The organism is Desulfobacter postgatei 2ac9 (assembly GCF_000233695.2).
Taxonomy (GTDB): Bacteria; Desulfobacterota; Desulfobacteria; order Desulfobacterales; family Desulfobacteraceae; genus Desulfobacter; species Desulfobacter postgatei.
On the sequence record NZ_CM001488.1, the window covers coordinates 1,926,500 to 1,948,240 of the forward strand.

20 protein-coding genes are annotated in these 21,741 nt (G+C 46.3%); 5 read left to right on the top strand and 15 right to left on the bottom strand.

The features are described from left to right. Nucleotides 1-276, top strand: coding sequence for a hypothetical protein (locus tag DESPODRAFT_RS08825; protein ID WP_040016276.1), 276 nt, complete (start codon nt 1-3; stop codon nt 274-276). Between the two features lie 102 nt (nt 277-378). On the opposite strand, the gene DESPODRAFT_RS08830 is transcribed toward DESPODRAFT_RS08825, so the two are convergent. Then, nucleotides 379-1,614, bottom strand: coding sequence for a DUF4388 domain-containing protein (locus DESPODRAFT_RS08830; protein ID WP_004072936.1), 1,236 nt, complete (start codon nt 1,612-1,614; stop codon nt 379-381). A gap of 344 nt (nt 1,615-1,958) precedes the next feature. On the opposite strand from DESPODRAFT_RS08830, the gene DESPODRAFT_RS08835 reads away from it, so the two are divergent. Next, entirely contained in the window at nt 1,959-2,516 is a 558-nt protein-coding gene (locus DESPODRAFT_RS08835) for a type I restriction enzyme HsdR N-terminal domain-containing protein (protein ID WP_004072937.1), read from the top strand. Here the strand turns inward: DESPODRAFT_RS08835 and uvrA are convergent. Next, nucleotides 2,513-5,338 carry an excinuclease ABC subunit UvrA gene (uvrA, locus tag DESPODRAFT_RS08840; protein ID WP_004072938.1) on the bottom strand — a complete coding sequence of 942 codons (2,826 nt, stop codon included), beginning with the start codon at nt 5,336-5,338 and terminating at the stop codon, nt 2,513-2,515. The genes DESPODRAFT_RS08835 and uvrA overlap by 4 nt on opposite strands. Then, nucleotides 5,328-6,362 carry a 4-hydroxythreonine-4-phosphate dehydrogenase PdxA gene (gene pdxA / locus DESPODRAFT_RS08845; RefSeq protein WP_004072939.1) on the bottom strand — a complete coding sequence of 345 codons (1,035 nt, stop codon included), beginning with the start codon at nt 6,360-6,362 and terminating at the stop codon, nt 5,328-5,330. Before pdxA ends, uvrA begins: the two co-directional genes overlap by 11 nt. Nucleotides 6,363-6,846: 484 nt before the next feature. Between pdxA and dnaA the strand changes: the two genes are divergently transcribed. Further along, complete coding sequence (dnaA, locus tag DESPODRAFT_RS08855) at nt 6,847-8,265, top strand: chromosomal replication initiator protein DnaA (protein WP_004072940.1); 1,419 nt, start codon at nt 6,847-6,849, stop codon at nt 8,263-8,265. A gap of 12 nt (nt 8,266-8,277) precedes the next feature. Here dnaA and DESPODRAFT_RS08860 read toward each other — a convergent pair whose 3' ends face one another. The 9 genes from DESPODRAFT_RS08860 to DESPODRAFT_RS08900 all read right to left on the bottom strand — a co-directional run bounded on the left by DESPODRAFT_RS08860 (nt 8,278) and on the right by DESPODRAFT_RS08900 (nt 17,580). Next, on the bottom strand, nt 8,278-8,496 hold the full coding sequence (locus DESPODRAFT_RS08860; protein ID WP_004072941.1) for a hypothetical protein: 219 nt from the start codon (nt 8,494-8,496) through the stop codon (nt 8,278-8,280). Nucleotides 8,497-8,577: 81 nt separating this feature from the next. Next, complete coding sequence (gene hflX / locus DESPODRAFT_RS08865) at nt 8,578-10,194, bottom strand: GTPase HflX (protein ID WP_004072942.1); 1,617 nt, start codon at nt 10,192-10,194, stop codon at nt 8,578-8,580. A gap of 1 nt (nt 10,195) precedes the next feature. Further along, a complete protein-coding gene (dnaB, locus tag DESPODRAFT_RS08870; protein WP_004072943.1) occupies nt 10,196-11,575 on the bottom strand; it encodes a replicative DNA helicase in 1,380 nt (459 codons plus the stop codon). A 77-nt stretch (nt 11,576-11,652) separates the two neighbouring features. Continuing rightward, on the bottom strand, nt 11,653-12,111 hold the full coding sequence (gene rplI, locus DESPODRAFT_RS08875; RefSeq protein ID WP_004072944.1) for a 50S ribosomal protein L9: 459 nt from the start codon (nt 12,109-12,111) through the stop codon (nt 11,653-11,655). 46 nt (nt 12,112-12,157) lie between these two features. Then, on the bottom strand, nt 12,158-13,090 hold the full coding sequence (locus DESPODRAFT_RS08880) for a DUF2232 domain-containing protein (protein WP_004072945.1): 933 nt from the start codon (nt 13,088-13,090) through the stop codon (nt 12,158-12,160). Nucleotides 13,091-13,121: 31 nt separating this feature from the next. Further along, complete coding sequence (gene rpsR, locus DESPODRAFT_RS08885) at nt 13,122-13,379, bottom strand: 30S ribosomal protein S18 (RefSeq protein WP_004072946.1); 258 nt, start codon at nt 13,377-13,379, stop codon at nt 13,122-13,124. A 23-nt stretch (nt 13,380-13,402) separates the two neighbouring features. Then, entirely contained in the window at nt 13,403-13,882 is a 480-nt protein-coding gene (rpsF, locus tag DESPODRAFT_RS08890; protein WP_004072947.1) for a 30S ribosomal protein S6, read from the bottom strand. 206 nt (nt 13,883-14,088) lie between these two features. Next, nucleotides 14,089-16,203: a BREX system Lon protease-like protein BrxL gene (gene brxL / locus DESPODRAFT_RS08895; RefSeq protein WP_004072948.1), complete on the bottom strand. Its 2,115-nt coding sequence runs from the start codon at nt 16,201-16,203 to the stop codon at nt 14,089-14,091. Nucleotides 16,204-16,206: 3 nt separating this feature from the next. Continuing rightward, nucleotides 16,207-17,580: a PglZ domain-containing protein gene (locus DESPODRAFT_RS08900; RefSeq protein ID WP_052314680.1), complete on the bottom strand. Its 1,374-nt coding sequence runs from the start codon at nt 17,578-17,580 to the stop codon at nt 16,207-16,209. 103 nt (nt 17,581-17,683) lie between these two features. Here DESPODRAFT_RS08900 and DESPODRAFT_RS21010 point away from each other — a divergent pair, with 103 nt between their 5' ends. Together DESPODRAFT_RS21010 and DESPODRAFT_RS21015 are read left to right on the top strand one after the other, a co-directional pair. After that, on the top strand, nt 17,684-18,178 hold the full coding sequence (locus tag DESPODRAFT_RS21010; protein WP_040015913.1) for a helix-turn-helix domain-containing protein: 495 nt from the start codon (nt 17,684-17,686) through the stop codon (nt 18,176-18,178). Further along, the gene (locus tag DESPODRAFT_RS21015; protein WP_040016018.1) at nt 18,091-18,696 is read left to right on the top strand and encodes an IS630 family transposase; all 606 of its coding nucleotides are present in this window, start codon (nt 18,091-18,093) and stop codon (nt 18,694-18,696) included. Before DESPODRAFT_RS21010 ends, DESPODRAFT_RS21015 begins: the two co-directional genes overlap by 88 nt. Here the strand turns inward: DESPODRAFT_RS21015 and DESPODRAFT_RS08915 are convergent. Genes DESPODRAFT_RS08915 through DESPODRAFT_RS08925 form a run of 3 tightly spaced genes read right to left on the bottom strand, consistent with a single transcriptional unit; the run spans nt 18,601 to nt 21,727 of the window. After that, a complete protein-coding gene (locus tag DESPODRAFT_RS08915) occupies nt 18,601-19,863 on the bottom strand; it encodes a hypothetical protein (RefSeq protein WP_052314681.1) in 1,263 nt (420 codons plus the stop codon). The two genes, DESPODRAFT_RS21015 and DESPODRAFT_RS08915, sit on opposite strands and share 96 nt — an antisense overlap. After that, the gene (locus tag DESPODRAFT_RS08920) at nt 19,860-20,486 is read right to left on the bottom strand and encodes a DUF4276 family protein (protein ID WP_004072950.1); all 627 of its coding nucleotides are present in this window, start codon (nt 20,484-20,486) and stop codon (nt 19,860-19,862) included. The genes DESPODRAFT_RS08915 and DESPODRAFT_RS08920 overlap by 4 nt, the downstream gene beginning before the upstream one ends. Then, a complete protein-coding gene (locus DESPODRAFT_RS08925) occupies nt 20,486-21,727 on the bottom strand; it encodes an AAA family ATPase (protein WP_004072951.1) in 1,242 nt (413 codons plus the stop codon). Before DESPODRAFT_RS08925 ends, DESPODRAFT_RS08920 begins: the two co-directional genes overlap by 1 nt. Nucleotides 21,728-21,741 lie beyond the last annotated feature (14 nt).

A 21,741-nucleotide genomic window follows, 5' to 3' on the forward strand; every position in this document is an offset into this window, starting at 1 on the left:
ATGACCACTCAAATGATCATATCCGTGTTTACGCTTATTATTTATCTGATCATTATTTTTGTATTCAATAAAGCCCGCATTAAATATGCCGGTGGTAAAGTGGGAAAAGTAATCAATCTGATTCTTGTGACGGTGTGCTTGCTGTTTATTGCCGATTATGTCACCATTTTAGGCAATTTTGTGAGCCAGGAAATTTTAGAAACCATCCGGGCACTTTTTCGAACAGCGGCACTCTCTTTTCTGGCCTATGGTGGGTCAAAGGTTGCAAATTCCTAAATAACAGCCATGGGCTGACCTGACATATCAACTGCCGGGCATAACCCACAACAAAGTTTTAAAGATCTGAGTAACTTACCCAGACTTTTTTATAAAACAACGCTATCGGGAAAATAATGAAAACAGGCTTTTTTTACCTTTTGTATTTTTTGCGCTGAGGTTGAAATCTGCCCGGGTTCGGCTGATCAAGGCGTTTAAATCTGTAACGATTCTGTCTTTATCATTGGAACTGCTCTGGTATTTGTTGATATAGTCCAGCACTTTTTCAATGTCTATCAGAATATTGTTTACGGGTTTTTTTCCAAGAATATCAAAGGCTTTTTTAAGAATCAGACTACAATAGGCCACAAATCCTTTAATAAGAAAGTCCTTTTGATTGTCCGGAAACGTATCAAGACGGGCTATAGCGGTTTCCACAACCTGAAGATTGGAATTTTTCTGGTTTTCAATCCTGTAATCCATCAGTATCGTTTTAAAATCCGGGGGAAGGTCAGATTGGGTCTCCTTAAAAATTTCCATGGTTTTTTCCCCGATTTCTGCTGACAGATTCTTTTCAATGGCTTTAAAAATATCATTGAACATCGTGAGAATGCCTGACAGGTTATTGCCGTCATCTCCATTGACCTGAACTACCTCTTGTTTTTGTTCAATAAGGCCTGATGAGATCACAGAGAAAATAATTTTATATACGGCAAACTCATCATAGGCGCTTTCCGTGATCACCTGGCGCACGGAACGGGTACCGTCAATCAGGGAAAGTACACGCCATTCGTTGGCGTTCAGCTTGATCTCCTCTTTGCTGCGGACCTTGCCGGACATTTTAAACACCAGTTTATCTGAAGGGATAACCTTTTTGAGGACCGATAGCTCGTCAATGCGCCGGGATGCTTCAAGGATCAGTTTCATGGGATTGAGTTGGGTGACAATCATATTTGTTAGATTCAGCCGGTCATCTTTGTATTCGAATTTTCCTTTTTCCCACAGCAGCAGGTCATAAAGGATGAGTTCCACCTGTTTGGTATTGTATTTTTTTAAGGTTTCCTCGGAAATGTAGCCCTTTTGCACGAGCACCTTTCCTAAATGAAGTTTATTGTCCCTCGCATAAGCCAGGCACTTAGAGAGCTGTTGGCCTGATATGACACCTGAATTTTGCATCAGAAACCCAAGGCGTGACTGCTTGAGATGGGAGGTGGCATAGACAATGGTGCCTTGGTCAAAAAATACCCGGCTGCTATCTTCACCGTTCGTAACGGTGAGAATGCCTGTTTTTTGATCATTACACAGAAGCTGAAGTATACTTGCCAGAGTCAGCCCTTCAAAATCCCCTTGAAGATTCATGAGCCTTAATCCTTTCTGAGGCGGTGCAAGGGCTAAAAATCCCTTAACATGATGTTAAACAATATAAAAATAGTACTATGCCATAAACGATTTGGTCAATACCATCTGTATCCAAAATTTATCCAATTTATGTGAGGAGTATGAATTTTTAATTTTTTCCTGCAACTCAGCCAAATGTGCTTGATTCAGGGAAATGGCAGGATATTTAAAAATTTCCTTCAAATTGGACTTGACTGGATACCGGCCAGATGGTGAAATACCATGTATAAAAGATGGTCTATCGTAGGCTGTAAAAAACGATCAAAATCGGAACCCAAAGCCTGTCCAAATTTAAAGGTGTTTTTATGAGTGAAAATTCCCATCACCTGATTCTGGGTGAGTTTGTTGATTTTTTAAGTGGCAAAACCATTACGGATACACACGATGAACGGTACCGCCAACAAATTGCCCGGCATCTGGTAAACGGTCTGGGATTTGATAAATCTGATATTGAGGCAGGGCGGCAAATAACCATTCATACCGCTTCACGCAGTGCGGTTGTGAATGTTGATTTTCTGGTTTACAGAAATCAACGCGCTGTCATGATGATCAATTATGCCCCAGGCTCCCTTGTGACCCGGCGTTTATCGACCCTGGCATTGTCGCGGTTGATTTTTGATTACCAGATCCCTATTGTGGTGGTCACCAATGGCCAGGATGCTGAATTGATTTCAGGAAAAACCGGAAAGGTCGAAGGGGAGGGGATCTTTGCCATTCCCGGCCCCGATCATTCTATTATCACATCGTTACCAGAAACATTTGAAACCGTGTCCGCCAAAATGGCCGGTCAGGCAGAAAAAATCGTTTTTGCCTGCATGGTGGACGGGGCCTGTATGATGGACGATGCATGTGACGAATGTTAATCGGCTAAAACCCGGTTCAGGTAAAAACCCGTATGGGACAACGGTGTACGGGCCACTTGTTCAGGCGTGCCCTGGGCAATAATCTGTCCACCCTGGTCTCCGCCGTCAGGTCCAAGATCAATGACATAATCTGCACATTTAATGACATCAAGGTGGTGTTCAATGACCACTACGGTGTTGCCTGCATCCACAAGTTTGTCCAGAACCGCTAAAAGCCGTTTGATGTCATCGGTATGCAGGCCTGTGGTGGGTTCATCCAGAATATAAAGGGTTTTTCCGGTGCTTTTCTTGGACAGTTCCCTGGCAATCTTGATGCGCTGGGCCTCCCCGCCGGACAGTGTTGTGGCGGCCTGGCCCATTTTTATATACCCCAGCCCTGTTTCCACCAGTGTGGAAAAGGTGTGCCGAATTGATGCCATATTGTCAAAAAACTCAAAGGCCTGATTGATGGTCATGTCCAAAACCTGGGCGATGTTATTTCCTTTGTACTTTATTTCAAGTGTTTCCCGGTTGAATTGTCTGCCTTTGCAGACATCACAGGTCACATAAACATCAGGCAGAAAATGCATTTCAATTTTGACGATGCCGTCCCCTTTGCAGGATTCGCACCTGCCGCCCTTGATATTGAAACTGAACCGCCCGGACTTGTATCCCCGGGCCTTTGCCTCAGGGGTCTTGGCAAACAACTCCCTTATATGTGTCAGAATTCCTGTGTATGTGCCCGGATTTGATCGCGGGGTTTTGCCGATCGGGGATTGGTCAATATGGATGACCCTGTCGATATATTCCATGCCTGAAATTGCCTGATGTTTTCCAACGGGTCTTTCAGACCTGTTTATCCTGCTTGCAAGGGCCTGGTAAAGGGTTGAGAGAACCAGGGTTGATTTTCCTGATCCTGACACCCCTGTTACACAGGTTAAACATCCCAGCGGAAAGGAGACATCAATATCCTTAAGGTTGTTTTCGCTTGCCTTTTGGACAGTTAAAAATTTCCCGCTGCCGGTACGTCTGTGCTCAGGCACAGAAATTTTTCTTTTTCCGGACAGATACAGCCCGGTGAGACAGGATGCCTTGACCAGGTCTTCGGGCGGCCCTGAAAACATCACATGTCCGCCTTTAACCCCGGCCTTGGGACCCACATCAATAATGTGATCCGCAGCCAGCATGGTCTCTTCATCATGCTCCACCACCAGCACGGTATTGCCAAGGTTCTTCAGGTGCATCAGCGTACTGAGCAGGCGCGCATTGTCCCGCTGGTGAAGACCGATGCTGGGTTCATCAAGCACATAAAGGACACCGGAAAGTTTTGAGCCGATCTGGCTGGCCAGCCGGATGCGCTGGCTCTCTCCGCCCGAAAGGGTTGCTGCGGACCGATCAAGGGTCAGATAATCAAGGCCCACATCTTCCATAAAGGAAAGCCGTTGAGACAGCTCTCCAAGAATGGATTCAGACACGGCTTTTTCCCTGCCGGACAAATGTAGCGAGTTAACAAAATCAGCGGCCTGTTTGACGGACATGGCGGCAATCTGCTGGATGGTTTTATCTGCCACCTGTACTGCCGAAGCGCCGGGATTCAGGCGGGAACCGTTACACTTGGAGCAGACCTTATGGCCCATGTATTTGCCAAGCTCTTGTTTGACAGAGGGTGATTTTGTATCCCGGAACCGGCGGGCAAGTTGTTCGATCACGCCTTCAAAGGGTTTTTCATAAACGATTTTTTTCCCGGCCTGTTCAACATAAAAGGGGATTTTATGGGTGCCGGAACCAAAGAGGATAATTTTTTGAAAGTCCGTGGAAAGATCTTTAAAAGGGGTGTAGATATCTTCATTATAATGGGTTACCAGGGCATCTAAAAATTCCATATGACGCACGGAATCTTTTCCGGCCCAGGGCAGAACCGCCCCCTGGCGCAGGGACAGATGGTGGTTCGGGACAATTTTTGCCGGATGAAACTCCTTTAGATGGCCAAGTCCGTCACAATGGGTGCATGCCCCCTGGGGGGAATTAAAGGAAAAACTGGCTGGAGAAAATTGCGGATAAAAGATACCGCAGGTGTGACAGGTGGCGGCTTCACTGAAAAGGGTCTGCTTTTTTAGATCCAGATTGTCAATGATCACCTGGCCTTCTGCCAGAGATAGTGCGGTTTCAACGGAATCAGTCAGCCTTTGTTCGATTCCTTGTTTTAAAATCAGCCGGTCCACCACTACGTCGATGGAATGCGCTTTTTTTTTATCAAGCGCCTGTGCGTCTTCAATTAAGCAGACTTGCCCGTCAATTTTAAGCCTTGCAAACCCTTCCTTTTTCAGATGATGGATAAGCTGGCCGTGCCCGCCTTTTTTGTTTGTGACCACAGGCGCCAGCACCATAATTTTCTGTGCTTTTTCAGGCATTTGAAAAAGGATGCTTTGTATGATCTGATCAATGGATGCAGATGAAATGGGTTTGCCGCAGATATGGCAGTGGGGTTTGCCGGCCCTGGCAAAAAGAAGCCGCAGGTAGTCATATATTTCCGTGACGGTCCCAACCGTGGATCTCGGATTGTGGGAGGCGGTTTTTTGTTCAATGGCAATGGCAGGGGAGAGGCCCTCTATGGCATCCACATCCGGTTTGTCCATCTGGCCCAAAAACTGGCGGGCATAGGTGGATAAGGATTCCACATAGCGTCTCTGGCCTTCGGCATAAAGGGTGTCAAACGCCAGGGTAGATTTGCCGGAACCCGAAAGCCCGGTGACCACGGTCAGGCTGTTTTTGGGGAAGCTGACATCAATATTTTTCAGATTATGGGTCCGGGCGCCTTTAATTATGATGTGATCAATTGCCATTACGATTGCCATGCCGTTTTTGATTCACCGCCTGGACAGCCGCCATTTTAATGGCCTCTTTCATGCTTGTGGGGTCTGCTTTACCTGTCCAGGCAATGTCATAGGCGGTACCGTGATCCACGGATGTGCGTATGATGGGAAGCCCGATGGTGGTGTTAACCCCGTCCCTGAAATGCACCAGCTTGAAAGGAATGAGCCCCTGGTCGTGGTAGATGCAAATCACGGCGTCAAAACGACCCTCAACCGCGTGGAAAAATACGGTATCCGGGGGCAGAGGGCCTGTGATGTCAAACCCTTTTTCCCGGGCCTGCAAAACTGCCGGTAAAATGACATCCGCTTCTTCGTTACCGAACATGCCCTGTTCCCCTGCATGGGGATTCAAGCCTGCCACGGCAAGCCTGGGGTTGGGTATACCGAATCTTGTGATCAGGGTCTCCCGGGTCAGATTGATGATCCTTGTTATTTCCATGCTGCTTAGCCGTCCCGGCACCTGGGACAAGGGGATGTGAATAGTCGTTAAAACCACTTTCAGGCGCGGTCCTGCCATCATCATTGCAAAATTTTCAGTGCCTGTTTTATGTGCAATCAACTCTGTGTGACCATGAAAGGGTGATCCGGCCAGTTTCAGGCCTGTTTTGGTAATGGGGCCTGTAACCAGGGCATCAATGGCACCGGACAGGGCAAGATCCACCCCGGTATTGATATAGGTTTCCATGGCGCGGCCGGTCTCCGGGGTGGGGTGCCCAAGTTTAGTGACATCCGGGTTCAGGCTGGAAAGTTGGAGCAGAAACCCTTTGGGAAAATTAGAAAAATCGCTGATTAAATCGTCTGTTATGACTAACTTTTGTAATATTTTATAATTAAAATCTGCTTGTTTTAATATTTTAAAATCACCTAAGACAACAGGCGTACATAAATTTAGGATTTCAGGATCGGCAAGGCTTTTAATCACTATTTCAGGACCGATCCCTGCCGGATCTCCCATGCTTATGCCAAGAATAGGCCGGTCTGATTGGGTATTCATACTTAGATACTGCTTTCATTTATATGTTAAAGTTTGAAATATACTATTGACTCAACAGGGTGTAAATACAATTTAGGGACGAATTTGTGAAACCCTTATAAATTTGGGGGTTGATCGCTTTTTTAGACTTTTGTTTAATTTGAAGCAATTCAAAGGAAATCGTTAAAAATCGAAGAAAAAAAATTAAATGGTCTTTACGAATAGTTATTTTTTTAGAAAATACCTTTTGAAAATAGGGATTTGTCGAACCCATTGTAATTAGGGGGCATTCCTTTTGTTCCACAGAAAATATTATATAAAAACAAGATGTTGAAAAAATATACCACACATTATTCTAACTGTGATCTAACTATCTTTATTCCATTTGACCAATAACTCAAATTCACATAAAAAGCAGACCAACATACTACAATCATTATAACCGCTTTTAATGTCAAACCTCTTAGCCACTTTGTATTGTTTTGGAAGGCTGTGTATTGTTTAAATGGATTCGTTTTTAAAAGAAGTCAAATTACATATTAAAGAACTAGTTCCAGACCATTGTTACCGCATGTGGATTGAACCCGTGGTGTTGTCCACCCATGATGCTGAAACTATTGTCTTGTCAGTGCCTAATGACTTCTATGTCAAACGGCTCAAAGAAAATTATCAGGGCTATTTTGAAGAGGGATTTTTGCGTTTAGGCCAAAAAGGCCGAATTGAATTCAAGGTTGGCAAAAAAAAATTAAGATCAGGTCAAATAAATTCAAATTTTGGCCAGACTCAAAAAAACCGGGCACAAACAACAAGCGGAGTGATGCCCGGCATCCTGTCACCTCTGAGTTTTCCATCAGACTTTCATCCACAGTTGCCCGGCATGACACCGGCATTTCATTGCGGGCGCATGCTTAAAAAAAATTTTACATTTGACGATTTTGTTGTGGGGGACAATTCCAGTTTTGCATATACGGCCTCTTTATATCTGGCCCAGGGTAAACTTAACGGGACCGGCGTACTTTTTCTTTTGGGCAAGACAGGTCTTGGAAAAAGCCATCTGTCCCAGGCGGTCGGCCACCACATGCTCTCGCAAGACGGGGGCAAAAGGGTCTTTTATGTCACGGCCGAAGATTTCACCAATGAAATGATCTACTCCTTGAGAAATAATAGTATTGACCAGTTTAAGGAAAAATACCGTCTTAAATGTGATGTGCTGATCCTGGAAGATGTCCATTTTCTGACAGGAAAGTCCGCCACCCAGAAAGAACTTGCCATGACCCTGGACTATCTGATTGATGCAGATAAGAAAATTATTTTTTCAGGTTGTGAACGGCCTGATGAGATCCCTAAATTAAATGACAACCTGAAATCCAGGCTGAATATGGGGGTTGTCACGGAGATCAAGGCACCGGATTTTGGAACACGGGTAAAGATTTTAAATAAGAAATCCAAGGCTATTCAGTGTGTCCTGCCCACACCTGTGACCGAATATATTGCCCAGGAAGCGTGTAATGATGTTCGTCAGCTTGAAAGTGCGCTTTTAAGCGTTGTTACCCGGGGGCAGCTGATGAACCGGAAAATTGATATTGAGCTTGCCAGGAACGTGCTTGAAAAAATGACCGGGACGCGAAAACGCATAACCATTGATCTGATTAAAAAAATGGTCTGTGAAGCGTTTGAAGTTTCCGAACAGGAACTTGTGTCTAAATCCAGGAAGCAACGTATTGTCAAACCTCGTCAGGTGGCAATCTTTCTATCAAAGAAGTATACGGATCAGCCCATAAAAACAATTGGTGCCAGTTTTAAACGGTACCATGCAACGGCCATCTATTCCATTAATGCGGTTGAAAAGGAAATGGAACAAAAAGGTCAACGTTACGAACAGATCCGGTATCTGGCCGACAAGCTTGAATCCGGTAGCTTTTAAACTACACGATAATCAGTTGGGTTTTGCGGCGTAATCATTGTAGATCAAAAGTTTTTCCAAAATATCAATTTTGGGATGACGGAACTGCATAATGCAGCATTTTATAGATATCGCGCAATAATCAAAACAGAGCCGGGAGTTTTTATCAAATTCCCCAAAGCAGTCCGGAATGTCCATTGAGTCTTCTGTAATATTCGCTTTTCCTATTAACCGGTCTAAATGTATTTCCATATGAAATCCCAAGGCAAGTGGTTTTTATATTAGATATGTTAAAATATATATCTCTTTTTTTCAATCCGGGATTGGTAAAAATTATACCATGGCTTCAAGTTTTTCCACCAAAGGTGCAAGGCTTGCCTTTTCAAGTGCTGAAACCAGAATGCCCTGGTTTAAAAGCCAGGGTGAATCAAAATTGCTCAAATCAGCCTGATCCATTTTATTGAATACATACAGTGTGGGGATTTTATTAAGATTCAAAGATTTCAGCAATTGGTCCACGGTCTCTTTTTGCTGCATGTACCTTGGATTTGAAATGTCAATGACATGAAGAATCACATCTGCCTGCTCAAGTTCTTCCAATGTGGCGTGAAATGCTTCTAAAAGCTCCTTGGGCAGATTCTGGATAAAGCCTACTGTGTCCGTGATGATCACTTCCTTATCCCGGGGAAACCTCAGCCTTCGTGAGGAGGGGTCCAGGGTGGCAAACAGCCGGTTTGCTGCGATAATACTGCTCTGGGTCAGGGTGTTGAGCAATGTTGACTTGCCGGCATTGGTATATCCTACAATGGAGATGACAGGCAGATCTTTTCTTTTTCGTCTGGCTTTCTGCTGTTTTCGCTGTTTGCGGATTTTTTCGATCTCTTTTTTCAGCCGGGTGATACGCTCCCTGGCACGGCGCCGGTTGACCTCAAGCTTGGTTTCCCCGGGGCCTCTGCCGCCAATTCCGCCTGTCAGCCTCGACATGGCCGTGTTTTTGGTGATCAGGCGGGGAAGCATATATTCAAGCTGGGCCAATTCCACCTGGTATTTGCCTTCACTGGATTTGGCCTGTTTGGCAAAAATATCCAGTATCAGCTGGGTGCGGTCAATGACCTTCATCTCCACAAAATCGGTGATGGAACGTATCTGGGAGGGACTGAGCTCCTGGTCAAAGACGAGTAATGTGGCATAATTTTGGATGGCCTTAATAATCAGTTCAGATAATTTACCTTTGCCCACCACAAATTTAGGGTCAATTTTTTTTCTTTGCTGAATGGCCGATCCCACCACCTTGATTCGGCTTGTTTTGCATAATTCCTTGAGCTCATCCATTGAAATATGGGCGGAACTGATACCTTCCGTTGCCGCATTGATCAAAAAGGCGTTTTCTTGGCCGGTTTCTCCGCTGTACAGGCGGTTGTGCCGGGAAAGTTCGGATTCAAGTTCAAGAATCTGAGCCTGGCAGTCTGTATCCAGATGGTCAAGGGATGTGGCGGGCAAAATTCTGTAAGGGTCTGCTTCAGGATCGGGCAGAATATGCGCAGAGTACACAGGGCCGGGTGTTCCGTCGGCATTCAGGCAGATGGCCGTTATATAATCCAGGCGCAGAAGGGCAAGGTCGGTGAGATCATCCTGTGTCAAGGCCTCGTGGGACAGATGCGTATGAACGCAGCGCAGCCCCTTAAGTCGGCCCGGTCCGGGTCGATAATCCGGTGTGACCGGAATAACAATGCGTTGGGGTTCCCCTGCAATGACACAGATGACTTTTCCGTTTCGATCCAGCAGAAGGCCGACCTGGCGGCGGATATCCCGGCTTATGTCAACAATTTCAATGGCGGCCTCCGGGGAAAGAATATATTCCGGCGGTGATTTGATATTGTAAAGATTTTCAATCCGGTTTATCTGGGCTTTGTTGAGCCCGTCAAGGTTGCCGTATACAATTCGTTTCATTTCATTTAAACCCCTGGTATGCTTCGGGTGCCAGTTCCTCAAATCGGGTGTACTGGCCGTTAAACACCATATGTGCCGTACCAATGCTCCCGTTACGGTTTTTTGCAACAATGATCTCTGCAGTTCCTTTTTTGGGATTGTCCGGCTCTTTATTGTAGACCTCGTCCCGGTAAATAAAGGAGATAATATCCGCATCCTGTTCGATGGCGCCTGATTCGCGTAAGTCAGACATCATGGGCCGTTTATCCGAGCGCTGTTCAAGGGCTCGGTTAAGCTGGGATAACGCGAGAACCGGAACGCTGAGTTCTTTGGCAAGGGATTTCAACGCCCTTGAAATATCGGCAATCTCAAGATCCCTTCGGTCGGAACGGATGGACGATTTCATTAACTGCAGATAATCAATGACCACAAGGCCGATCTCTTTGTTTGCCTGGAACAGTTTTCGGACTTTGGCCCGAAGATCCATCACCGATATGGCAGGCGTATCATCAATGAAAATGGGAATCTCATTGAGAATGCCTGCGGCATCCGTGAAATTCTGCCAGTCTTCAGGACTGAATACCCCACTGCGAAGCCGGTTGGCATCCACCCGTGCTTCGGAAGTTAACAGCCGCATGGATAATTGTTCTTTGGACATTTCAAGGGAAAACACAGCCACGGGTTTGCGGTAGTGAAACGCGACATTTCTGGCGATGTTCAGGGCAAAAGCAGTTTTTCCCATGGAGGGGCGGGCAGCCAGAATAATCAGGTCCGAACGCTGCAGTCCGGATGTGATCCTGTCCAGCCTTGGATATCCGGTTGAAAGCCCCGCAAGTCCGCCTTCCTTGCCCTGCAGCTCTTCTAACTGGTCAATATTCAGATTGATGAGCTCTGATAGGGGCTTAAAAGAACTGCCGGACTGACGGTCGGCAATTTTTAGGACTGATGCCTGGGACTCATCGAGTATATCTTTAAAGTCCCCCCTGTCCTCAAGACAGCGTTCAATGGTTGCAGAGCAGGTATTGATAAGCTGCCGCAAAGTGGATTTTTCACGGATGATCCTGGCATAATGGACGGCATTGACCGCCACCGGAGCGGCATCGGAAATTGCAGCAAGAAAAGCAGGCCCGCCAACTCCTTCCAATTCATCTTTTTCATTAAGGTGATTGGCAACGGTCACAAGGTCTGCAGGTTCCTCTTTTCTGGAAAGTTCTGTGATGGCCCTGAAGATTTTTTTATGCGCTCCTTTGTAAAAATCATCGGGAGTGAGGATTTCAATAATGTCAAACAGGCTGTCATTATTGATAAAGATGGCAGACAGAAGCGATGCCTCTGCATCTGTATCATGGGGCGGAGTACGGTTAAGCAGGTGGTCTGATTTAACGGGTTCTTTTTTTGCCATCACGGACCTTTAAAAAAAATCTCTGCAGACCCTTGGACTCCTGTTGGATTCTAAAGGTCTGCAGAGATATATCGGAACTATTTGTCCTGTTTTTCTTCTGCTACAACCGTCACGGTGATTTCCGGTTCAACATCCTTATATAAACGGATGGGTACCTTGTATTCACCAGTCTCCTTGATAGGTTCTGCAAGCAGTATGGAACGGCGTTCAACGTCAATATTCTGTGCATCCAACGCTTCTTTTATGTCATGGGTGGTTACGGAACCGTAAAGATAAACTTCTTCGCGGACTTTGGCCTTGATGGTGATCGCAACGTCTTTAACTTTTGCTGCCATCTCTTCGGCAATCTTTCTTTCTTTGGCAATCTGAAGTTCAAGTTTAGCCCGGGCCTGTTCCATAACCTTGCGATTGGCAGGGGTGGCAAGAACCGCTTTACCCTGGGGCAGCAGATAATTGCGTCCATAGCCTTCCGCCACCTTGCACTCGCTACCTGCGATACCCAAAGTGTCGATGGTTTCCTTTAATATTACTTTCATTGTAAACCTCCAATCCGGCCGTTGTTTTTTACGGTCCGGCATAGTTTTATTTTGGTGATGCAGAAAGTTTCCTGAAATCAATCCAGTTGTCAAAAAAACCAAGGCCAATGACAAGGATTAAAACATACACTTGCACGGCAATGAGAAAATAACAAAATCCTCTCAGCGCCATGGGTGTATTTTTTTGCTGAAAAAAAAAGGAGACAACTGCAATTCCTTGAAAAAAATAAACAAGCATTAAAACAATCAGGCAGTTGATGCCAACGATTTTCACAGGACTTGCGGGAATCATCAAAGCGATTGCGCAGCCGATAAATGCCCATACCAGTATGTACGGTGCTTTGTAAAGATTAAGGTGCTCAATGCTTTTGATAGTGATGCCCTTGAGTCTTAAAAGCTTTCTGATAATCAGGATGTTCAACCACAGGGTTGTCATAAAAGAAATCATGAACATGCCCGGCATGACAATCATCATGGATGATATCAGCTTTTGGGTCATGTCCGGATCCATTCCGATTTCAGGAGAGAGTTGCTTGGCAATACTCAAAGACTGATTCATGTAATCGGTCATTATTGCGGATAATGTCCGTCCCTGGCTGGTGGTGTAGGCCATAATCGCTGCACAGACAAGGCCTGCAGCTATTAGAGAGGTCAATCCCATGGCTTTTTGAATACTCATATGCCGCTCAAGGCATTCCCCTAAAATCATACCCGTTGCCAGGAGCAGTCCAACGTAAAGTGTGTCAAAAGCGACGCCTTTGGCCATGAGTACAAGTATAAAGAAGCTTGTGGCTGCAATCAGAGCCCCACTGTTTCTGCCGAGTTTAAGGCGATAAAAAAGCACCGGTATAGGCAGAAACAGAAGAACAAATACACCAAGCAGGGGGAATGTCAACATCACACCATAAATCAACAGACAGAAAATAATGCCTGTCAAAGTATCCCTGATGAAAACGGGGTGTGTGATGGATAATGGCATATTCCAAGAACCTGTGAAAATCTTTTTTGTTTTAATTTAAGGGGCGTCCCACAAACGGCAGAAGAGCAATCTGCCGGGCCTGCTTGATGGCGATTGTCAGCTTGCGCTGATGTTTCGCACAGGTTCCTGTGATACGGCGGGGGATGATTTTGCCCCGTTCAGTAATGAACTGTTTGAGTGCTTTGGGATTTTTATAGTCAATTTCCATGGAGCTGTCCACGCAGAACCTGCATATTTTCCGGCGCTGATAGAACCTGTTTTTTCCGCCGCCTCTATGACCTTTAAACATACTTGATCTCCTTTGTGCTTGAATTATTCTTTGGATTCTTCGGCAGGTTCAGATTCGGTCTCTTCCTCATCGTCCTGATCATCTGCATTATCTTCATCCAAATCGTCTTCTTCATCCGCGCCCCCTTGATCTTCTTCCTGGGGTGTGGCTAATGCAGCTTGCTTGGCTGCTTCTTTAAACTGCTCAGCGTCTTGTTTAAGAGATTCTTCGGTGACGTGTTCCGTGATAAGGATAGTCATAAACTTCATAACAAGATCACTTAAGCGAAAGTTTCTCTCAAGCTCCGTGACAAGTTCGCCGGTGCCGCCGTAAGTCAGGCAGACATAATACCCGCGCAATTTCTTTTTGATTTCATAGGAGAGTTTTTTTACGCCCCATTCATCAAAGTTCAGAAGAATGCCACCTTCCTTGTCAATAATATTTTTGACTTTTTCGAACAGTTCTTCACGGGCCTGATCCGACATGTCAGGATCAGCAATGAATACGGTCTCGTACTTCCTCATTTTTCCTCCTCGTGGATATAAAGCCCCGGATCAACCTTGTTAATAACCCGGAGCAAGGATAAAATAGTTATGTGCATTGTCTATCATGAGACAATAAAACCACTTTCTATATCATCTAAGATATATGAGGTCAATATGAATGTCTGATTTTTTCCAGGAGAATTGCATGCGGCTTGATGGTTGTCACATTTTACAGGGTGGACAGCTTACTGTTCCCCCGGCTCTGCGTCTCGTTTAAAAATATCAATTTTGGTTTCAAGGCATTTTTTAAGGGATTGGTCATAAACACCAACGCTATACCAGGAATCTGGTTTTTGATACAGATCCAGTCCACGGCCGATTTTAATTGTCCAGCCATTGTCGATCCTGATTTCACGGTCATGGAGATGTTCGTTTATGTTGATATCAAGTTGGATATCCAGTTCTATAAGACTTTGTTTTACATCATTGAGCCGGTCTGAAAGCTCTTTTAAATCAGTCTGATCATCGTAACCTGTGCAAAGTGAAATTTTTTGGATTGTCGGTGTTTTGACAACTGCTTCACAAAACCTGATGAAATTCTGGACCTGATGGTTTGCCCGGATGTAAGGATCTTCTATCTCTATGGTTTTAGCCCCTGTCAGATACGGGGAGAGAATGGATTCATAGCTGTAGCCTGTCGCACCATACTGGATGGTAAAATGTTGCGCGTTGGGTTCTTGGGCGTTCTCTTTTATGATGATATCCGGACTTGGTTGTTCTTCCGGTTCCGGCAGTTTTTTATGCTCTGGTTCTGGAGCAATCTTTTTTTCTGCGGGTTTGCGCTGACTGCTTTCCTTGGCCCCTTCACCATCGTGGATATCCTTTCTGACAGGATCCTGGGTGGCTTCGGCTGTTTTTGATTCCGGGCAGTACACAACAATTTCTTCGTCTTGATTGTTAATATACGACAAATTGATTTTTGCAAACTCATCATCTGATTTGCGTTTATTCATCTGTTCTTTAACACGCCGGCGGCATTCAATGGCATAGGTGACATATTCTTCAAATTCTTTATCTGAGACGTCTCCGGCCGGATGAAGGATCTTCAGGAAAGATGCCACCGTCTTTTTTATGCCTTTTTCATCCCGACCTTCAACGGATTTTCCAAGACGAATGCGTTTGCTGACCTCTTCATACCGGTTGGTGTGCTTGAGCTGATGGTGAAATGCTTCGGCAAGATAGTCAGTGATAAACCCATAGTTTTTGGTTAGAAACTCACTGCTGTTTTTAGGCATCTCCCAGCCGGGCAGATAAAGTGCAAATCGATCCATTACGGCTAAATCAAATTCTTTGGGAAGGGGCTGAAAAAGGTCATAAACCTCTGAATGGACAATTTGCTGGACGGACAGGTCCAGGTTCCCGACAAAGGCCATGGATGCGTCGGCAATTACCTCGACTCCCCGGGAGAACCGGCCGTTGGCCATAAAATCCTTCATGATCTGAATGGTATCCTGGTCTTTTACCTTGATCCCTCCGACTTCGTCAAAAGCCACGGTATCCCAGAACCCGACCAGTCCTATCTTTTTTCGCTGATTGTTATAAAACAAGGTTGCCTTGGTAGCCTGGCCGCCGCTGATCAGAGTTGAATACGGAGAAAATTCACTGAAAAAGTATGATTTGCCGGTGCCGCGGGGACCCAACTCAATAAAATTAAAGTTGGGCTCCACCAGCGGAAACAACCGGGCAATGAAGTGCAGTTTCAGACGATGGGATAAAACCGTGGGTTCCAGTCCTACGGAGCGCAGAATAATATCTATCCACGCATCCCGGCTGAACGCGCTTCTTCCTTCACAATACCGGTTAAAATCGAAACGGCTGAGCTGAATCGGACGCAGGTCTTCCACATAAAACGCATAGGCATCATCTTCAATCTCATTGTAGGCAATGGTGACTTCCGCCCACAAACCGCCCTGGAGCAACCGGTCATTCTCATCAAAATATTTATGGGCAATGGCAATCCGCCTGGAGTCGAAATTCTCAAGCGCAGCCCAATGCCGCCGGTCTTTTTCCACATAGTTGACATGGACTTTATCGATAAACCGGTATTTGCCTTTGGTAGCCACCTTGGATTGGGCTTTGTTGGCCTCGTTGGGACGCACATAATTGTCGTTGAGCGTTTCCAGAACAGCTTCAAGCCCGGCCTGGATTTCAGCGGGTTCATCACTGGCGCAATACCGAGCCAGCAAAAACTCCAGCACAAAGGTGGGCACATTGGTGCCTTTTTTGATGCGGTGGAGCAGGTCTTTGCGAACCACTTTCCCGCCAAACTCTGAAATCAGCTTTTTATCTAATGCGTCCATATTTTACACCGTATAATCTGTTTCCAAATCAAGTTGGTCATAGGCTGTCATTGTTGTGGGATTAAGCGCCTTGATTTTAAATTTGCCTTCAAATTCCATGCTCATTTTAATCGCCACCTTTTCTTTTCCGCCCGCTTGAAGCGTAATGGCGCGTGTTGCCGGATTGACAGGCCCTCCGGGCTTTGCCTCCCCAACAACATTCCCCTTTTTGTCATGGGCCTCCAGCAAAATTTCAAATTCTTTATCCGGGGAGAAAAGGCTCTGGGAAATCGCCTGAACATCTATGACCGGCAGTCGCGTTGTAATCCGTTTTGCGCCGTTTTTATAATTCAGCTCAATGGAAACCTCTTTCGCTTCAAAAGAGGTGCTTTGTTTTAACTGCAACTGGATCACCGGCACCACACACTCCTGAAGCGAACACCCGCCATGATAATAAAGCAAACCGTCTCTATAGGATGCCATGCTCAAAGGACCGGCAAAACATTTGTAATCGCCTTGGATGCCGGCCTTTTCAGCCTCCACACAAAAATGCATTGCATCGGCCTGGCCGTCACCCAACAAGGCACGGTCATGGATGTTCACCCAGTCACCGGGCAGTTTCTGACAGGTATCCCCCGGGCCTGCATGGGTGTTCATAAAAAAACCATGGTCTGTGGCAATGACCACCTCTTCAAATCCCGCTTCCCGAAGCTTGTGAACCGCCACGCGAATCCGCTTAAGCGCATTGGTTATTTCTGTGGGTGCCGTATCCGGATTGTTTTCAAAATGCGAATCAATTTCCACGGATCTTAATACCAGCAGATCTGTATCCGGGCTAATGTCAAACCGCTTGCGCACAAATTCCTCCAGCCGGGTTTCCTGGAAACGACTCCCGTATTTCTTTTTAATAAAATCCATCCGCTGGGTGACATTGGCCACGACAGCCCCATTGACCTGGGGTGCAAATCCGGCATCGGTTCTGATCAATTTAAAATCAGCAGATGCCCCGGGCAAAAGACCGGCCATTCCCACGGGGGTAATGCTTGGCAGCTGCACCAGTGCCGGGGTAATCCGGGCCTGTGTCTCTTCCGAGAGCTGTTTTTCCAATTCAACACCTAACTCATACCGCAAGGTATCCACCATGATAAACGCGATTTTGCGGCCGCTGATCTCGAGTTTCGGTGCCACCATTTTATCAAACACTGCGGTATTTGCCATTCTTCCGGTGACAGGCCAGCCCGTCTGTTGAAAATACCTGGTAAAAAAGGACTGAACTTTGCTGGCGAGTATGCTGTATTGCTTTCTGGCAAAGGCCTGTACCGGTTTAAAAATCCCCTGGATATCTTTCCAGGCATAGTCACTGACGGCCTGCTCAAATTCGCGGTGCCGCTGATCCACCTCCCTGAACCGGCTGATAAGTAGGTGGACAAATATAATTCCTGTATAATCTTGCTTTGCAACAAATCATTGTTTTTTTAAATTTGCATAGCAAGGATATCAGATGAGACGTACGGGTAAAAAATTTATTTCTCCAATTGAGCCGTTGGCATTAAAATGGCTGTCACTTATTGAATTTTCGGATGAAGAGTCAAACCGTACTAAACTCAGGGCTCAAGCAATCCGATTGAGCAACTCTGGGTATAGTATCAGTCAGATTTCACAAATATGTTTGACCACTCAGGAAACAGTTTCGAAGTGGATTGATGGATGGGAAAAATATCAATTTGACTCTTTAATTGATAAACCACGTTCTGGAAGAACGCCGCTGATCCATAGTGAGATGCATGATGAAGTTATTGATATTGTGAAGAAAAATCCAAGACAACTTAAAAGTGCCATTACTGAAATACAGGAAAAATTTGGTAAAAAAGTCAGCGTAAAAACCCTGAAACGGATTATAAAAAAAAACTGCGTTGGTGTCGAGGACGGAAATCTCTCAAAAGCAAACGCAATGAGAACGAGTTCAGGGAAGCGCAAAAGGAAATTGAAATCTTGAAAGATGAAGATCAGGCAAATATCATTGACTTGTATTATTTTGATGAATCTGGCTTTACCGGCGTGCCTGAGATTCCATATGCCTGGCAAGATGAGGATGAGCAGCTTTTGCTTCCGAGTGGAAAAACCTCAAGAATCAATGTGTTGGGATTCTTGAATAAGCAAAATGATTTCTTTCCTTGCGTTTTTGACTGCTCAGTTACTTCAGATATTGTAACCGCCTGCTTTGATGCGTTTTCACGTTACATAACAAAAAGAACCATTGTTGTTCTGGATAATGCTCCAATACATCACAGCGCCATTTTTAAATCTCAAATTGGGACATGGGAAGAAAGAGGCCTTTTTCTATACTTTATCCCCAAATATTCACCGGAGTTGAATCTGATTGAAATTTTATGGAAACATATCAAGTACTTTTGGCTATCAACATCTGCTTATAAAGGATTTGAATTTTTGAAAACTGAGTTGAATAATATATTGGCAAGCGTCGGTAAGGAATTTACAATTTCGTTTTCTTAACCTGGATTTATATTTGTCCATGTACTTATAAAAGTCGATCAGTGCATCCATGGATTTCCCATGATCCTGCAATGCCCGATCATTATCCTGGCAGCATTCTATCAGGGATACTGCAGAACGCAAAAAATACCACTGTGCCTGACTTTCTCCTTTGCCGTTCCACACAGAGGCCGCATGGCCTGAAATAATTTCCCGGGCCTGATCAATATCATCGTCCAGTAAAGATGTAATCGCATTCCTTAAAAAAGTCCGCTCTTCAAAGGGAAAGGTATCTTTGATCCCAAGATCTTTTATATGACTGCATGCCTCAACCAGGTTCAGCCCTTCGGACTTGCTCTCTATGGATTCAGCCCGCAAAACGTAAACATTCTGGGTGCGCCGGTCATTGCGCAGCCGTTCACAGATATCTTCAATCAAGGGTTTGGCCGCCCCGGGCGCATGAGGAACGTTGCTTAAGCTTTCCGGCAGGGATTCGGGCAAATCAAACATAAATTCGCTGAACAGAAGATAACGCCACAGTTCGTCTGCAATGGTTGACCAGGTTTTCCCTTTTGTCTTCAGACTCAGGCCTATGCTCCCTTTTAAAAGGTCTTTTACCTCCCCAACCCAGGCGTCATTTCCTTTAAGCGCATCCTGCTGCCGGTCACTGGGACTGAGCAGGGCAAACAGGATATCCCGGGTGGATTCCACAGACAAAAGCGCCCTTAAATTCGGCCAGTTAAAACCGCCGCCAATGGCATCAATCACCGCAAAGCCAGGGTTTTCATCCTTTGCAAACACATCCCGTACCTGGGTCGCGTGATCCGGCTTGGCCTTGAGGCAGATGCTCAAATAGGTATCTCCGTCACCATCGGGGAAAACTGCTCCGCAGGCCAGATAGAGTGCAAAAGGATCTCTTTGCTTCTCCTCTTCTTCAACGGGTTTGGCAGCCGGCACATAAATTAGCAGCTGGTCTATTTCATGACGGCCCAGGGCTGACAGACCTTCAATGGCAGCAGCCCGGCTGGTGATACTGGAGGGGCCTGCATCCACCACCCGGCGTTTATCATCGGCCATCCCGAGACACAACTCGCCATAGCGGCAATCCGGATCATATACAGCCAGCACCTGCGCTTTTTGCAGGCGGGGCATTAATATCTCTTCCTGAATAAACGATTTGATGCTCATGCAATAGCTCCTGCAACAATAGACTGTACAGCCCCGCAGAACTTATTAAAACTTAAGGAGCGGTTTTGATGAATATCCATACACCGGGCAACCTGTCTGGCGCACTCTGCTTTGCGCAGGCCCCCTGAAAAATAACCGGCTCGTTTTAAAATTCGTTCCAAGGCTTCCCAGGTTCCGCCCTGGATGTTATCGGGATTTCGATACGGTGCTTTTTCCGGGATGGTGCCGAGTACCCTGGGATAAGCCGTTTTAACCGCTGCCCAATCCCCGAAGTACCAGGATTCCAGCTCTTCGATCACAATACGGTTGGTCACTTTGAAATTTTCACCGGCCTGGGCGTGGCTTTTGGTTAAAAGTCCTGCGTCTTGGGCATATTGTTCCAATTGCTGTTTCAAAATCATGCAATCATCATCGTCCCGGTCCACCAAAACCAGGATCGACCAGGTTTCGGGCATCCATGCGCTGTACCCTTTCAGCCGTGAAGGCAGCTGTTTTATCAGATCATCCTTGCACTGGAATCGGATAATCTGATAGTCGATCCCGTCCAGCATGCCGGGCAGTAAGATGTCCAATGCCGCTTCCATGGAATACTCCTCCACAAAAACGATCAGCTTCTCCAGCATTATTTTTCCCCCTTTTTTCCGGGCCTGGGCGCGCCGAAGTTGACCAGGGGATCACCAAAACCAAAGTGCCCTTCCATCCAGAGATGTCCGATGGAACCGCCGGCTTCTATCATTTCAGGCATGCCCGGGATATCAGACACCCTGACCGCCTGGGTAAAACCGCTGTCATCCCGGTACAGGATACGCACCTCTGTATCCCGCATGGCATTGAGCAGAAACGGAGAGTGGCTGGTAATCAACAACTGTGCGTTTTCAGACGCAGCCCGGCACTCCTCGGCCAGTTCCGGCAGCAAACGGGGGTGAAGAAAATTTTCCGGCTCTTCAATGCCGACAAAACGCGGTGGTTCCGGATCATAAAGCACCGTCAGGTACGCCAGCATTTTCATGGTCCCGTCCGAGGCAAACTTTGAGAGCACCGGTTTTTCAAAAGGCGCATCCTTAATTTGCAGCAGCAGGCGCCCGTCCGGCATGGGATCGGCATCCACACGCTCCAGCCGGGGGATTCTTCTGCGAAGGATCTCAAATATTTTTTCCAGCCGGTCCGGATGCCGCTCCTTTAAATACTGGATCACATTGGGCAGATTGTCCCCGGTCTTGCTCAACCTCTCCTGGGGGCCTGCTTCGGGCTGGTTGCGGGTTTGATCAATGGAAAGATAGGACACATACCAGTCCGTAATAAATTCACGCAAAGCCGCAATCCTGGGGTGATCCGACAGCTGTCCCAGGGTGTTGACCGCGATCAGATCCGGGGACCGCAGGTTGGACTCGGTGCGGACATCATCCACATCCGGAACCTCTCCGCTGACGGCTTTGCCTATGCCCCGGTGGAACTCCAGAAACCGGAAGGGCTGACCCTTGCTGCCCCTGCGCCACTGCAGCCACTCATCCACCACTTCCGGGCCTTTTTGCCCTTCGTCAATGGCCAGATGATAGGTAATAATGGGGGTTTTCGGCGCTTCCCGGTACTTGAGCTCAAACACAACCGGACCGTCAGCGCCCCTGGATTTAATCTCTTTCCCCCGGCCCCGGCGGTCCCAGGCATGGCGCAGGCCATATTGAAAACATTCGGACAAGAAATTGAACAGATCAAATATGGTGGATTTTCCGCTGCCGTTGGGGCCTAACAGCACGGTCATGGGGGTGAGTTTATCCAGGGTGACATTTTTCAGCGCCCGGTAGTTTTGTACCTTTACCGATTCAATCCTCGGAATGCCTTTTTTCTTTGAAGATATATTCTGCATGGATTTTATCTCCT